This is a genomic window from Edaphobacter sp. (genome assembly GCF_035763405.1).
Lineage (GTDB): Bacteria > Acidobacteriota > Terriglobia > Terriglobales > Acidobacteriaceae > Edaphobacter.
In genome coordinates, this window is sequence record NZ_DASUBE010000147.1 from 13,606 (window position 1) to 28,269 (window position 14,664).

General features: G+C 59.9%; 10 protein-coding genes. 7 read left to right on the forward strand and 3 right to left on the reverse strand.

Features of this window, described 5'->3' with window-relative positions:
- Positions 1–117: 117 nt before the first annotated feature.
- A complete protein-coding gene (locus VFU66_RS13850; protein ID WP_326446856.1) occupies positions 118–2,850 on the reverse strand; it encodes a family 78 glycoside hydrolase catalytic domain in 2,733 nt (910 codons plus the stop codon).
- Between the two features lie 63 nt (positions 2,851–2,913).
- Here VFU66_RS13850 and VFU66_RS13855 point away from each other — a divergent pair, with 63 nt between their 5' ends.
- On the forward strand, positions 2,914–4,548 hold the full coding sequence (locus tag VFU66_RS13855) for an alpha-L-fucosidase (RefSeq protein ID WP_326446857.1): 1,635 nt from the start codon (positions 2,914–2,916) through the stop codon (positions 4,546–4,548).
- Positions 4,549–4,594: 46 nt separating this feature from the next.
- Here the strand turns inward: VFU66_RS13855 and VFU66_RS13860 are convergent, their stop codons facing one another.
- Entirely contained in the window at positions 4,595–6,892 is a 2,298-nt protein-coding gene (locus tag VFU66_RS13860; RefSeq protein WP_326446858.1) for an exo-alpha-sialidase, read from the reverse strand.
- Positions 6,893–7,085: 193 nt separating this feature from the next.
- Between VFU66_RS13860 and VFU66_RS13865 the strand changes: the two genes are divergently transcribed.
- From VFU66_RS13865 to VFU66_RS13875, 3 genes are read left to right on the forward strand one after another with little or no spacing between them, the layout of a single operon-like run.
- The gene (locus VFU66_RS13865; RefSeq protein WP_326446859.1) at positions 7,086–8,714 is read left to right on the forward strand and encodes an MGH1-like glycoside hydrolase domain-containing protein; all 1,629 of its coding nucleotides are present in this window, start codon (positions 7,086–7,088) and stop codon (positions 8,712–8,714) included.
- The gene (locus VFU66_RS13870) at positions 8,714–11,071 is read left to right on the forward strand and encodes an SUMF1/EgtB/PvdO family nonheme iron enzyme (RefSeq protein WP_326446860.1); all 2,358 of its coding nucleotides are present in this window, start codon (positions 8,714–8,716) and stop codon (positions 11,069–11,071) included. The genes VFU66_RS13865 and VFU66_RS13870 overlap by 1 nt, the downstream gene beginning before the upstream one ends.
- Complete coding sequence (locus tag VFU66_RS13875) at positions 11,068–11,994, forward strand: glycoside hydrolase family 43 protein (RefSeq protein ID WP_326446861.1); 927 nt, start codon at positions 11,068–11,070, stop codon at positions 11,992–11,994. The genes VFU66_RS13870 and VFU66_RS13875 overlap by 4 nt, the downstream gene beginning before the upstream one ends.
- A 390-nt stretch (positions 11,995–12,384) precedes the next feature.
- Here VFU66_RS13875 and VFU66_RS13880 read toward each other — a convergent pair whose 3' ends face one another.
- A complete protein-coding gene (locus tag VFU66_RS13880; RefSeq protein ID WP_326446862.1) occupies positions 12,385–12,594 on the reverse strand; it encodes a hypothetical protein in 210 nt (69 codons plus the stop codon).
- Between the two features lie 169 nt (positions 12,595–12,763).
- Here VFU66_RS13880 and VFU66_RS13885 point away from each other — a divergent pair, with 169 nt between their 5' ends.
- The 3 genes from VFU66_RS13885 to VFU66_RS13895 all read left to right on the forward strand — a co-directional run bounded on the left by VFU66_RS13885 (position 12,764) and on the right by VFU66_RS13895 (position 14,603).
- Complete coding sequence (locus VFU66_RS13885; RefSeq protein WP_326446863.1) at positions 12,764–13,144, forward strand: NADH-quinone oxidoreductase subunit A; 381 nt, start codon at positions 12,764–12,766, stop codon at positions 13,142–13,144.
- A gap of 192 nt (positions 13,145–13,336) precedes the next feature.
- Positions 13,337–13,990: an NADH-quinone oxidoreductase subunit B gene (locus VFU66_RS13890; protein ID WP_326446864.1), complete on the forward strand. Its 654-nt coding sequence runs from the start codon at positions 13,337–13,339 to the stop codon at positions 13,988–13,990.
- On the forward strand, positions 13,947–14,603 hold the full coding sequence (locus VFU66_RS13895) for an NADH-quinone oxidoreductase subunit C (protein WP_326446865.1): 657 nt from the start codon (positions 13,947–13,949) through the stop codon (positions 14,601–14,603). Before VFU66_RS13890 ends, VFU66_RS13895 begins: the two co-directional genes overlap by 44 nt.
- Positions 14,604–14,664 lie beyond the last annotated feature (61 nt).

A 14,664-nucleotide genomic window follows, 5' to 3' on the forward strand; every position in this document is an offset into this window, starting at 1 on the left:
GCATATTTCTACGCAATACTGCCATGGCGGCTGCATCACTTCTGCTGCGCCGTCAGCGGCAGGTAGTCGAACGAGACACGCGGCATCGCCGTGGTGCGCTCGAAGCCCTGGTAGCAGTCAGCGTGCCTTCACGACGAACCGGTAGGTTCCCGACGCAACTCGATACACGTCCGCTTCGCCTTCCGCGCGCAACTTTGTTACGCCAGCCTCAGTGCTGCCGGAGACGACGGCTTGACCTGCGCGCACCGGCACCCACACTGTAGCGGAGGCGTTTGCGGGGATGGTGATCTCGAGTGTCAGTCCGCTATCTTCGTGCTTCCACGCGCTCCGCACCATGCCGAGCCGCGAATCGTAGCTGGACCGCACCCAGTCCACACCGTCGATGACGCGCGGGTGAATTGTAATCCGTTCATCCTTGGTGCGCGACATGTCGAAGTCGATGCCGCCGAGGCCACGATCGAACCACTCTTCCGCTCCGCCGAGCATGAAGTGGTCCTGTGAGCTATGCGGGTTCGCGTCCCACGCCTCAGTCAATGATGTGGCGCCCGCCGCGAGTTGCGAGCCATAGCTGGGCGGGTCTTTGCGCAGCATCATCGCCATCAGCAGATCATTCTCGCCGTTATCCATCAGGGCGCGAAGCATGTAGGGATACCCCACCTCGCCCGTCGTTACATGGTCATGGTGCGCGTGGATGTCGGCGATGATGTGCGCGAGCACTTCGGTACGATGGGCCTCAGGCACGATTCCTAAATCGAGTGGCATCGCGTTCGCCGTCTGGCTGCCGCGGTCGTACTCGTCTGTTGCTGGATGGAAAAACTTCACGTTGAACGCAGCGGCAGTCCGCGCGGCAAGTTCGTCATATTGACGAGCATCGTCGCCTTTGCCGAGCGCATCTGCAATCTTTGCCATCGTCTTCGCATCCTGGTAGAGCATGAGCGTGCCCGTCACGCCGAGAGAGGTGTTCTTCGCCACGCCCGGACTGCCTGGTCCGATGTCGTACCAGTCGCCGAGTCCGTATGCGACAATTCCATCCTGTGCTTTGCCTGCCAGATACTTCACATAACGTCGCATGACCGGATACTCGCGCTCCAGCGCCGCAGTGTCTCCATAGGCGCGATACGCTGCCCATCCGCCGAGCACGCTGGCTGAACCCCACTCAGGTGAGTCATCGAAGACGCCGTAGCCTTGTTTGGCAAAGACGGTGTACTCCGGAGCGATGGTCGGCACCATGCCGTCGGGCTTCTGTTCGTCGGCGATATTTTCTTCTGTAGCCTTGTACAGCCCACGCAGGTTGTTGTTGAAGAGCAGCCCAGGTGCGACGAGATGTGTCTCCTCCAGCCATCCAAGTTTTTCCCGGTGTGGACAGTCGGTGAAGATGCTGACTTCGTTGTTGTGCATCGCCTCGACAATCAGCTTGTGAATCGCGTTCAGCATATCGCTCGAACTGGCAAACTCGCCTGTCTCGGGCGAGGAAGAATGCACCGCATCTCCACGTAGCGAGAGAACTTCACCAGCCCCGGAGGTCCACTCCACCTGCACGTAGCGAAAGCCGTAGTAGCTGAAGCGAGGATGCCACTGCTCCACATCGCCGCTCCTGCCAATCGTGTAGCTGAACCACTGCGATCCGCGTCTTCCCGCTCCTGAGCTTCGCTGCGATACCGTGCCGTCGGGGTTCAACAGCTCACCCGGTGTGATCTTCAGCACCGCACCAGCCGCGCCCTTCACGCTCACGTCAGGCCATCCGGCGAAGCTTTGCCCCAGGTCGTAGACCGTAATGCCCGGCGTCACTGCTGTCGTCTTGATAGGCGCGTAGGTCTTCATCACGCGGAGTGGCGGCGCAACTTCTGCGCGGAGTTGACCGCCCGGCCCCTGCACGACCTCCGCACGTTTCCATCCCTTTGCTCGAAAACCGGTGGAGTCCCAACTCGTCTGCGCCTTCGTGGCGTCGTAGTCTTCGCCACCGTAGGTCGATGAAAACGTAATCGGTCCCGGAGCGGTCTTCCATTTGTGATCCGTCGCCACGATTTGAGATCTTCCATCTGCATAGGTCAGCCGCATCTGGAGCAGCACCATGGGCCGCCCATAGCTGTTGACCAGTTTGGTGAAGCGGTGCGGCGTGCGCACTACGTTGAACATGCCGTTGCCCACCATCACGCCAATCGCGTTCTTTCCCTCGCGCAGCATGGAGGTCACATCGTATGCGTCATACCGAACGGTCTTACGATAGTCCGTCCACGCGGGTGCTAATTCAGCATCGCCTACTTTAGCGCCGTTCAGATGGACCTCGCCCTGGCCCAGAGCCGAGACATCGAGCACCGCACGCACCAGGTTTTTCCTGACACGGAAGTCACGTCGAAACAGCGGCATTTCAGCCGTCTCATTCGTTGTTCCACGCTGGGCGATCCACTTCGCCTTCCACGAGCGAGGGGCCATTGTCCAGGTTGCCGCATTGCTCCAGCCTGCGGCCGCTCCGTGCTCGTCCCAGACCATCACCTTCCAGAAGTAGATAGCGTCTGGCTGCAATGCCTTCCCGCGATACGAAATGCCGAAGGATGTGCTGGACGCGACACGGCCGCTGTCCCACATATCGCCCGTATCGGTGTCCAGCAGCTTGTGCGAGGAGGCGACGAGCAAGCGATAGGCGCTCTGTTGAACGCTGTGAGCGTCGGTTGCCGATGCTGTCAGACGCCACTCCAGTTGCGGCGTGGCGCTCTCGACAGCCATCGGCTGCGTCATCGCATCGCACTCTAAACTGCCCGCCGGTAGCAGATGACTTTGTGCCCATGCACTGCATTCCATACCAGCCAGCAAAACAAACGCGATTACCACCGCCGTCCGCACTCGATGCATCCAACGCTCCTCTACGAAGATTCCGCATTACAAAACTACCTTGCGCTCTGCTATTGTGTCGCAGTGAATCGAAAAATCTTCGCCGCCATCATCGCGGTCCTGGCTTCAACCGGCGCGCAGGCCCAGTCAGCGTGGCGTCCCGAGCGTCCAGAGAATGTGGCGCGTCGAGTGGCCAGAGTCCACGCGGACAACAGCGATTCCACGCACGGCAATCTCTACAGGCCGACGTGGAACTCCCTTGCGCAATACCGCACACCCGACTGGTTCCGCGATGCGAAGTTCGGCATCTTCATTCACTGGGGCGTCTATTCTGTTCCGGCATTCGGAAATGAGTGGTACTCACGCAACATGTACGTTCCCGGCAATGCCGCCTTCGAGCATCACATTGCCACCTACGGTCCGCAGACGAAGTTCGGCTACAAGGACTTCATCCCCATGTTTCGCGCCGAGCACTTTGACCCGAATGCATGGCTCGATCTCTTCGTTCGCGCCGGCGCGAAGTACCTTGTGCCTGTAGCGGAGCACTGCGACGGCTTCCCCATGTACGACTCAGCGATGACGAAGTGGGATGCGGCACGCATGGGGCCGCACCGTGATGTTGTAGGCGAACTCGAAGAGGCCACACGCGCTCGCGGCCTCTACTTCGGCGTCTCTTCGCATCGCGCCGAGCACTGGTGGTGGTACGGCGTCGGACGAAGTTTTCCTTCCGACGTGCAGGACCCCGCCAACGCCGGACTCTACGGCCCGGCCGAGCCCATGTCGCTGCCAGACGCCGACGGCAAGGTCAGCACAAAGCAGCCGGATCCGAACCATCTCGAACGCTGGCTCGCGCCCAATCAGGCGTTCCTCGACGACTGGCTGGCGCGCAGCACGGAGCTTGTCGATCGGTATCACCCGGACTTCTTCTATTTCGACTGGTGGATTGGCCAGCCCGCCTTCAAGCCCGCTCTCCAGCAGTTCGCCGCGTACTACTACAACCAGTCAGCGCGTCGAATGCAGCATCCTGTGCTGACTTACAAAGAGGAGGCAATGCCCGCGAATACGGCGACGCTTGACATCGAGCGAGGTAAACTCGACACGCTCCGTCTTCTCCCCTGGCAGACGGATACGTCCATCAGCATTCACTCCTGGGGCTACGTTGAGCACGATCAGTACCGCACGGCGAAATCCCTGATCGACCAGCTCATCGATACGGTCAGCAAGAACGGCAACCTGCTGCTCAACATCGGCCCCAGATCCGATGGCACGATTCCTGAAGAGGAGCGCGATGTCCTGCTTCAGATCGGCGCGTGGCTTCGCGTCAATGGCGAGGCCATCTACAACACCCGCCCCTTTGCGGTCTTCGGCGAAGGCCCGACCAAGGCCGCAGCCAACCCCACCGAAAAGAACCACGACATTCAGAGCTACACCGCCGAGGACATTCGCTACACCGTTCCCAAAGACCCCGGCAGCCACATCCTTTACGCTACCGTCCTCGGCTGGCCGGAAGATCATCAGGTCCTTCTACACGCGCTCTATGCAGGAAATCCCTATCTGCTGTCTTCGGTTTGCTCTGTAGAGCTTCTCGGCGCTTCCTCTCGGCTTGCCTTTGAACAGCGTGCCTATGGATTGCTGGTCAAACTTCCGGCTGTGCCTCCCAACGCGATTGCCTACGTTCTGCGAATGAAGACGGGAGCGTGTGGCGCGCGCCGGAAGTAGCCTGCCGTTCTGCGGGTCGGTGTATCAGGGCAAGCGAACCGATGGCCTATTCCTCAGGCACGTCCTTCAGCGGCATTCGGACGAACTTGATCGTCTTGCGGTTCCAGGTGTAGGTCATCAGCAGGTCGCCATTCCTGGCCTGAATCAACGCCGGGTAGGAGAACTCGCCCGGTGTATTCTCCAGCGTGGCGAAGATGCGGAAGTGCTCGCCGTCGCGGCTGACCGCAAGGTTCAGCGGAGAGCGTCCGCGCGTCGTGTCGTTGAAGATCAGCACAATGCGCCCATCGCCGAGGCGAACGGCGTCGATACCTGAATTGTTGTTCGGCAGGTTGAGGAATCGCGCCTGTGTCCAGGTCACGCCGTTGTCCATCGAATCCGCAACGGCGATCTTCGAGGCCAGTGTCTGCGACCGCGCATACATCCGCAAATGGCTGCCGCCCAGCGACACGATCGATGGCTGGATGATGCCAACCGTATGGCGCGGGCCTTTACTTTTTGCATCGAATCCCGGGTCGCCGGGCTTTGGATCAGGCGCAGGCGTCTCAGCTTCGTCTACTGCGGGCGAGATCGTAATGGGCCCGATCTTGGCCCAGGTCTTGCCGCCGTCAGTGCTGCGCTCCACCCACGCCGCCCATGTTTTGTAAGCCTCGAAAGATGTACCGCTGACGATGGTCCCATCTGGCAGCACCAGCGGCTTGGCGCGAATCGGTCCAAGCAGTCCTGCGGGTAACTGTTCCGGCTTCGACCACGTCAGGCCCTCGTCGTTGCTGAACGCGCGTCTCGCCGACCACTCCCCGGGCGAAGGCCCGACCTTGTAGTAGAGCCACAGTGTGCCGTCCTTCGTGTGGAATAGCACAGGGTTCCACGAAGGCATGTCCTTTTCACGCTCTAGCTCGAAGGGTGCGCTCCACACACCGTTTACGCAACGCGAACCCCAGATCGCCACATCGGGTGCGCGTTCATGCGTTCCTCCGAACCATGCAGCCATCAGGTCGCCGTTTTTCAACTCCACAATGGTCGAAGCGTGGCTCGACGGAAACGAAGTACTGCCCGGTTGAAAGATGAACTCTCCTACCGAGAGCGTTGGAGCGGTTGCAGCCGTCGAGCACACCTCCGTCGCAACGCACGGCGACTTCCCGTTGATCAGCACGCCCGGGCCATACTGCATGGGTGCGCCCGAAGCCGGAGCAATCGTTACGTTCGACTCTGTAATCTGCGCCTCTTGAATGAACATTCCTTTGGCTGCTGCGATATGTATATTTTTGAGCGTCAGGTTCTTGATCGGGCTCTCGGGCAAACCCATGATGAGCGCGGCCTGCTTTGCACCGGTCGCGGTCAGGTTCTCGATGTCGATGTCGTGAAAGCGCGGAGTATGTTCCGTCACAGGCTGCGCAGCGTCGTTGCTGGAGCGGCCAGTGTAGTAGGCAGTGATCTGGATCGGTGTTTCCACATCCTGCATCGTGATGTCTTTGTAGATGAAGTTGCCGATGTCGTTGCCGCGCCCGCGCGCCGACTTGATGCGGATGCCCTGGCGCGTACCGCGAAAGGCGACTCGCTCGACGGTCACATTGCGAACTCCGCCGGCAGTCTCCGAGCCGATGGAGAGCCCGTGCCCGTTCAGAAACGTGCAGTCGCGGATGGTGATGTCCGTCGAAGGAACATCCGGGTCGCCGCGTTCGACCAGGCCGGACTTGATGGCCACATTGTCGTCGCCCGTGTCGATGGTGCTGTGCTCAATCAAAACGTGGCTCGTGGAAAACGGATCAATGCCGTCTGTATTGGGCGCGCCGCGGCCTGGGTTGCGGATGGTTGCATTGCGCACGGTAAGGCCATCCGAGAGAAATGCCGCAATGTTGTATTGCGGCGAGTTCTGGATGGTGACGCCTTCAATCAGGATGTTCTTCGAGCGCGTAATGTCGATGAGCAGCGGACGCGGGTTCTCAGGCGTGCCTTTTTGCCGTCTCAGTTGCGCATCCCACCAGATCTTGCCGTTGCCATCAACCGTGCCCTGCCCGGTGATGCTGACGCCGGTGGCGTGGTCGGCATGAAGCAACGAGATGCGACGCCACGGTGCATCCGTGCGTATGGGGTAATCCGCCACGTCAGGCGAACCGAGCAGCGTCGCTCCTTCATCGAGCACAAGATGCGTGCCTGACTTGAGAGTAAGCGGGGCTGAGAGATATGTCCCTCTCGTAAAGTGGACCGCTGCGTTGGGCCGCGCGGCGCAGGCGTCGATGGCGGCCTGAATGGCGGCAGTGTCCTTCGTGACACCGTCGGCCTTCGCTCCGAAGGCGCGCGGATTGCAGTCCTGCGCCGGGCAGGCAGCCGCAAGTCCAAGAAGCATAACAAGTCCAAAGGCAAGACGAGCGAACAGACAGAGTCGCGGCAGTTTCAGGTCCATAAGAAGATGCGATCCTTCCGGTAAAAGCACGATTCAGTTCGGTAGTAATTTTTTCAGAAATGAGTATTATTTTTCAATATCAGATTGATGAAGGTCTGACCACACTTGTATAGTGCTTCCATTCGTTGAGGATAAGATGAAGCGAAGATTCTGTAACTGGCTCTGCTTGATGGCAGTGCTGACGCTGGCGGTTCCAGTGTTTGCGCAATCGGAACAGGCAGGCAGAGATGCGAAGGCTACCGGAGCTACGTTGCTGCATCCGGCCTCGTACCGCCATTATGTAGACATGTTCCGCCAGCAGGAAAAAGAGGCCACGGGCACCGAGGGCGCGGACTCGTGGCAATGGATCGAGCAGGAGATCCCTTGGTTCGACTCCTCGAACAAGGCGTTCGAGGAGATGTACTACTTCCGCTGGTATGCGTGGCAAAAGCATCTCGTTAGAACCGATCATGGCTATCTCATTACCGAGTGGCTGCCGAAGCCTGAGATGAAGGACTTTGGCGCACTCCCCGACGCCGCCGCGTTCCATATAGCGGAATCTCGCTGGCTCCGAAGTCCGAAGATTGCCGAGGACGACGCGCGTTACTGGATGTCGCCTGGAGCGCGGCCGAGACTCTACAGCAGCTGGTTTGCGTGGACCACGCTGGGGCTGGTCGAGGCGACGGGCGACACGGCGGTGGGAACGGAATTGCTACCTGCTCTCAAGGAAAACTACAGCGCATGGGAGTCGAGCCAGCGCGACGCCAACGGCTTCTTCTGGTCCATCGACACACGCGACGCCATGGAGAAGTCGATCAGCGGTGACGGCTACCGGCCAACGCTCAACAGTTACATGTACGCCGACGCGCGGGCGATTGCTCAAATTGCAGGCACGGCAGGCGACACAACCGCGCAGGCTGATTACAACAGCAAAGCGAACGTGCTGCGCGCGTTGATCGAGACGCGGCTGTGGAACCCGAAGGATGAGTTTTACGAAGTGATGTCGCCCGCGAAGGATTCAAGCATTCGCAAGGAGAAGAAGTTCATCGACCCAGGCACGGTGATGCAGCTCTCCGGTGTGCGCGAGCTGATCGGATACATTCCCTGGATGTTCGGAATTCCCGCTGCATCGCACGACGTGGCGTGGAAGCAGTTATTCGACCCGCAGGGCTTCGACGGAAAATACGGGCCGACGACGGCGGAACGACGCAGTCCGCGCTTCCGCTTCGCCAGTTCGGACCAGTGCACCTGGAACGGACCGAGCTGGCCCTACGCGACCACGCAGACGTTACTCGCGCTGGCCGCGTTCGAGCATGGGACGCAGCAGAGCGTGATGACGAAGGCCGACTACTACAAGCTCTTCTCGCGCTACGTGCTCTCGCAGCATCTGAAGCTTGCAAATGGTCACGTCATCGACTGGATCGACGAAGACCTCGATGCCGACACCGACGAGTGGATCGCAAAGGACATGCTGATTGCGAAGCACAAGCAGGTGGGGCGCGGGAACTACTACAACCACTCAGGCTTCGCGGACCCGCTGATTACCGGATTGATTGGGTTGGAGCCGCGCTCGGATGCGCGTGTTGTGGTGCGTCCTTTGCTGCCTGCGGGCGAATGGAAGTACTTCGCTCTCGATGGCCTGCCGTACCACGGGCACCTGCTGACGGTGTTGTGGGACGCGGACGGCAAGCGGTATGGGCGTGGCGCCGGAATGCAGTTGATGGTGGATGGAAAGACAGTAGCCCGGCGCAAGACGCTGGGTGAGTTGGATGGAGTGCTTCGGTAATGACGGTGAAATGGTTGAGCGGTTGTGCGGGTATTGTGCTGATGGCAGCGGTTGCGGTGGCGCAGGATGTTCCGCCCGTGGTGCAGGTGAAGGCAGGCAGCTTTGTGATGGGAGCGGACGCGGCGGCTCTTCCTGATGCGGTGACGGATGGGTTCGGCGTCATGTCGCGTCGGCCCGCGCACGGCGACTTCGACGAAGTGCCTAGACATGACGTGACCATCTCGCGCGATTTCAAGATTGGCGTGACCGAGGTGACGGAGGCGGAGTTTCGTCAGTTTGATCCTTCGTTCCGTGCGGGCGTGAACGCGGAGTCGCGCAAGTCTGGCGCGGAGCCGAAGGGCAAGTCCGGCGGAGACCGCGCGGTGGCGGTGTTCAACGGCTACGCGGCGGGAGTGAGTTGGAACCAGGCAATGGCTTATTGCGCGTGGCTCTCGAAGAAGACAGGCAAGCCTTACCGCCTTCCAACGGAGGCAGAGTGGGAGTACGTCGCTCGCGCGGGACACGCGGGCTTTGAGCCTGCTCCTGCTCTCGATCAGCCAAATGCGTTCGGCGTAAAGAACATGGGCGTGGGCAGACCGGAGTGGGTGCTCGACTGGTACGGGCCTTATAACGCCTCGTCTCAGGTTGATCCGGTGGGCCCGGCCAGCGGGTACACGAAGGTCGTGCGCGGCGGCGGGCTGGACTTCCGTCACTCGAAACCGGGACAGATCGTGCCTGCCCAGTCGCCTTACTTCGAGCGCGCTGCGAACCGTGCGAGCATGGCGCCTTCGTATGCGCCGGTGGATGGGAACATCGGCTTTCGCGTGGTGCAGGCTTCGATGCCTGCGACCAGACCCGTGCAGGCGGAGCGACCCTTCTTCGAGACGGCAGTGAAGAAGACTGTGGATCGCATCGCTGATGGGCCGAATCCTGCGAAGCCGTGGTATCACGTCCATGAACTTTTTCCTGATCTCGCGGGCAAGTCGATGCCTGAGATTGGCTGGAAGCTCGGGTTGGCGCGTGGGCTCGGCATCAACTACCACAACAGTGCGATTCAGCAGTTGCCGAACGGCGACATGCTGGCTGCGTACTACAACTCGCCGAATGAAGAGGATGATCCTGATCAGACGGTGCTGGTGATGCGTCGCCGCGCGGGCTCCGAGGACTGGGACATGCCGGAGCCGTGGCCTTACTTTGCCGATGCGGCGAATGCGGCGCCGGTTATCTGGAACGATCCGGGTTTCAAATTGGGTTCCAAACCGCAGTCTGCGCGCGTGTGGTTCTTCTGGGGATACCCGCGGCTGATTGGCGCTCCTCCTTTCTCGTATATGACCTCGACGGACAATGGAGCGGACTGGTCGCAGGTTTCGTTTCCTCACTTCCCGGCGAAGATCGGGCGGTATGTTTCGCAGCCGATCAACAGCATCGTGCGGACGAAGGATGGGACGGTGCTGATTCCAACCGACTCGACGGGCCGTGACGATGATGGCAATGGCAGCATCAGCGCGGTATGGGGGACGCATGATGACGGGAAGACCTGGTACGACACCGGCGGTCGAACAGCGGGTCGTCACACGACGCTGGTAGTGGCGAAGGACGGCGAGACGCTGCTGGGTTTCGGCGGCAAGAATTCGGAGATCGACGGCAAGATGCCGCTGGCGACCAGCCACGACGGTGGCAAGACGTGGGTGAAGAGCAAGACTCCGTTTGATGAGTTGATGAGCGGTGAGCGTCCGAGCGTGATTCGGTTGAAGAGCGGGCGGCTGTTCTTCGTTGCTGACTACAATCCGACGCATCAGAAACATCTGCACAAGGATGGAGCGTATGTTGCGTTGAGCGATGATGACGGCGCGACGTGGGTAATGAAGCGTCTGCCAGCGAATATTCTGACTGTCGGTTATGTGACGGCGACCGAGAGTGCGGACGACGTGATTCATGTGGTGACTTCCAAGAACAAACCGAACTATGAGATCGAGTTGAATGAGGCGTGGGTTCTGGACAAGGATGCAGGGGCAGGCAGCGATGCTGCTCCGCTCTCGATTTCGGAGGTGAAGCAGTTCTCGGAGAAGTATGCAGACGGCAAACTGAAGGCGAAGTGGAGCGCGGGACGCGCCTCCGACGGGCGCGTGCTGCTGGAGGGGCCCGAGACGTTCTACTATCCGGGCGGGCGCGTGATGTGGTCGATGACGTTTCATCTTGGGCATAAGGTTGGTGAAGAGGATTACTTCCGCGCAGACGGGACGCGGGTCTGGACGAAGACCTACGGCGCGGATGGCGAGTGGACTTGGGTGAACTTCGATGCTTCGGGCAAGCGAGTTGCGACTTCGCGCTGGCGCGGGAAGACGCTGGTTTCGAGCGATGCGGCGGAGGGGCGATGAAGCGGCTTCTCGTGCTGGCGTGTTTGCTTGCGTGCTCTTCGGTTTGTTTTGCAGCAGATGCGTATGTGTTTGCTTACTTCAAGGAACCGGGGACGAGCGGCATCTATCTGGCCCTGAGTCGTGATGGTTATACGTTCGTTCCTTTGAATGATGGGCAGCCCTGGGTGAAGCCGGAGCAGCCGGGTGAGATTATGCGCGACGTGTTCATCACGCGGAACCCTTCGGGCGACGGCTTTCGGATGGTGTGGATGTGGGGCTGGAAGGGCGATTCGCTTGGGTATGCGGAGTCGAAGGACCTGATGACATGGTCGGCGCAGCGGGAGGTGCCGATCATGCGGGAGTTTCCGGCGGTGCGGAATGTGTGGGCTCCGGAGACGTACTGGGATGCGAAGGCTAAGGAGTGGTTGATCATCTGGTCTTCTTCCTTCAACGATTCGGACCGGGGGAACCGGATCTGGGCTTCGAGGACGCGGGACTTTGTTTCGTTTTCCAAGCCGGAGATGTTCTTCGATCCGGGGTTTGTGGTGATCGATGCGACGATGTTTCATGGCCTGGTGGCTGGGCGTGAGCAGTGGGCGCTGGTGGTGAAAGACCAGACCGAGGAGCCGCTGCGGTATCAGGTGCGGTGGGCGGCGGGGCCTTCGGTCGAGGGGCCGTGGGGGCCGCTCTCGGGACCGGTTACAGAGAGTTGGTCAGAGGGGCCTTCGGTGGTTCAGGTCGGGGATGAGTTTGTTGTGTACTACGATCACTATCGCGCTCCTCGGGCGCGGTATGAGGGAGTGGAGACGAAGGACTGGATCCACTGGGAGTCGGTGAACGACCGGATGAGTTTTCCACAGGGGGCGAAGCATGGGAGCTTCTTTCGTGTGAGCGAGGCAGAGGCGGAGCGGCTGCTCAGGCGGCACGATGGCGCTGGGCGGTAGGTACCCCCCCCTATTTTTATGCAAAATACATGTTCTAGAGGGGTTAGGTTTGGGCATGGTGGCGGAAGTCCTTATTTTTGCGGGGTTAATTCGGTAAAATATTCATTATGCATGGGTTGTAGACGTATACCTGGCAAAAACGCGGCCCGGCTCGATGATCGGGGCATGTTTTTATTTTAAGAGATGGAGGGGAACTAAACCGCCATTTCAGGGATGAGGGTAAGGTGCTTTGGGTGTATGGGTTGTGGGGTTTTCCACAGGCCGTGGGGCTTGACGGGGTTTAGGTGCTGGCCGGGAAGGAATACGGGGGTCTCTCCACTGCGGCGGCAAAAGCGCCGCCTTCGGTCGAGATGATGTGTGTTTTGTGGGAGAGGTTGGGGAAAGCCGATTTTAGCGGCCGGAGTGTTCGGCTTCGGCGTCTAGGCCGGGGAAGTCGGTGTCGTTGTCTTTGAGCATCTCGTCCTGGTCGCGGTGGCCGAGCTGGCCGACGAAGTAGCAGTTCAGGGAGCGGGGGGTGGTGAGCAGCGCGGAGAAGGCATCGTTTTCAACAGCGCCTTTGCTCATTCCTTCATCCGGGCGGTGAGGTTGGGTGCCAGGCATGGGACACCTCCTGTGCGGGAGTAACTGGCTTGGTTCGAGTACCTGTTGGGTGGATTGTCCGCCGTTTCTTTTGCAGTGTCAATGAATTTTGCGGTGGATTTTGAAGTGCCAAGGCGGCGGATGTGGCGTAGTCTGTTGCCAGCAAACAAGGCGCGGAAATTCGATTCGTATGGATGCACACTTCCTGGAGCTTTACGGGCCCGTTGCAATTCTGATGATTGCGGCTGTCGGCTTTGCGGTTGCGCCGCTTGCGCTGGCGTGGCTGTGGGCCAAGACGATTTCGCCGCGCAAGCCTGGGCCGCTTAAGAATGCTACTTACGAGTGTGGACTGGAGTCGAAGTCCGATGTCCTGCTGTGGTTCCGGCCGGAGTATTACATCTACGCTATCGTCTTTCTGATCTTCGACGTGGAGGCCATCTTTCTGCTTCCGTTTGCGGTGGCGTTTTCCGGTTTGACGGTGGGGGCCGTGGTGGCGATGTTGGTGTTTCTTTTGCTGCTGGCCGAGGGGTTGGTCTGGGCATGGCGCAAGGGGGTGCTGACTTGGGTTTAGCGGATTTGGCTGGTTATGGGGCGGGCTTTCAAAGGACATGTGGGTGCGGTGAAGCTTATCCGGGTTTCGAAAAGAAATACGGGGGTCTCTCCGCTACGGGGGCAAAAAGCGCCGCCTTCGGTCGAGATGACGTGGTGTGGGGCCACAACGGTGTGTGTGGAGTCTAACTTCTGAGGAGCAGTGGCGGGATCGATGGACCAGCAACTGAAGACCGAACTGAGCCGGCAGGGGATTTTTACCACGACGCTGGAAGAGCTCTACAACTGGGGTCGCAAGAGTAGTGTGTGGCCACTGACGTTTGGGCTGGCGTGTTGCGCGATTGAGATGATTGCCACGACGATGGCCCGCTATGACCTGGCGCGGTTTGGCGCGGAGGTGTTTCGGCCTTCGCCGCGGCAGGCCGACCTGATGATTGTGGCCGGAACCGTGACGAAGAAGATGGCGCCGCAGGTGGTGAGGCTGTACAACCAGATGCCGGAGCCGAAGTACGTGATTGCGATGGGCGCATGTGCGATCTCGGGTGGACCGTTCAAGCAGGGATACAACGTGCTGAAAGGGATCGACCGCTATATTCCGGTGGACGTGCATATTCCCGGCTGCCCGCCGAGGCCGGAGGCGCTGATGGATGCGTTCATCGCGCTGCAGAAGAAGATTGAGGCTCAGTCGCTGACGGGGCCGGAGAGGCCGAGACATCTGGACCCGGATGCTCCGAGCGAGTTTCTGGTGCCGCAGTATGGCGCGCATGATCTGGTGCCGGCGAAGAATGTGAAGCTCTGGAACATTACGCTGAAGAACGCTCCTGGTGAGCCTTGCGCGGTGGGGGACGATGGACCTGGAAAAGATTAAGTCGGCGATTGAGGCGGCGGTGCCGGGCGCTTCGGTTCAGATGGTGCTGAACGCGAGTCCTTCGGCGCAGCATTCGCTTTTGATCGGGCGGGAACACGCGGTCGAGATTGCGCGGTTTCTGCGTGACGACGCGGAGCTGCGGTTGGATTACTGCTCGAACGCTACGGGTGTGGACTGGCTGGACACGGAGACCTCGGAAAAGGTGAAGGTGAAGACGTTGGTGGATGGCGCGGAGCAGGAGGTGGAGGAAGTGCGCAAGACGCGCGTGCCCGGTTATCTGGAAGCGGTGTATCACCTGTACTCGATGGAGAAGAAACATGGGCCGGTGGTGGTGCGGATGCGCACGGACGACCGCGAGCGCGTGGTGCTGCCTTCGCTGACGCCGGTGTGGCGGAGCGCGGAGTTTCAGGAACGCGAGATCTTTGACCTGTTCGGGATTGTGTTTGAGGGGCATCCGGACTTGCGGCGGATTTTGATGTGGGATGAGTTCGAGGATTTTCCGATGCGCAAGGATTATGTGGAGCCGAATGATTATGAGTATGAGCCGACCGCGCATGACAGCGTATTGGAAAAGGCACGGGCGGCGCGCGAAGGAGTGCGTGAGGGAGTGTGAAGAACGGCCCGGGGCTAAAGTGTCTGCGCGAGAACGATATGCATTTGACGGCGCGCAAACG

Excerpts from the sequence above, each read along its gene's own strand:
- VFU66_RS13850 (WP_326446856.1), bottom strand. The coding sequence starts at position 2,850 with ATGCATCGAGTGCGGACGGCGGTGGTAATCGCGTTTGTTTTGCTGGCT.
- VFU66_RS13860 (WP_326446858.1), bottom strand. The coding sequence starts at position 6,892 with ATGCTTCTTGGACTTGCGGCTGCCTGCCCGGCGCAGGACTGCAATCCG.
- VFU66_RS13865 (WP_326446859.1), top strand. The coding sequence starts at position 7,086 with ATGAAGCGAAGATTCTGTAACTGGCTCTGCTTGATGGCAGTGCTGACG.
- VFU66_RS13870 (WP_326446860.1), top strand. The coding sequence starts at position 8,714 with ATGACGGTGAAATGGTTGAGCGGTTGTGCGGGTATTGTGCTGATGGCA.
- VFU66_RS13875 (WP_326446861.1), top strand. The coding sequence starts at position 11,068 with ATGAAGCGGCTTCTCGTGCTGGCGTGTTTGCTTGCGTGCTCTTCGGTT.
- VFU66_RS13880 (WP_326446862.1), bottom strand. The coding sequence starts at position 12,594 with ATGCCTGGCACCCAACCTCACCGCCCGGATGAAGGAATGAGCAAAGGC.
- VFU66_RS13885 (WP_326446863.1), top strand. The coding sequence starts at position 12,764 with ATGGATGCACACTTCCTGGAGCTTTACGGGCCCGTTGCAATTCTGATG.
- VFU66_RS13890 (WP_326446864.1), top strand. The coding sequence starts at position 13,337 with ATGGACCAGCAACTGAAGACCGAACTGAGCCGGCAGGGGATTTTTACC.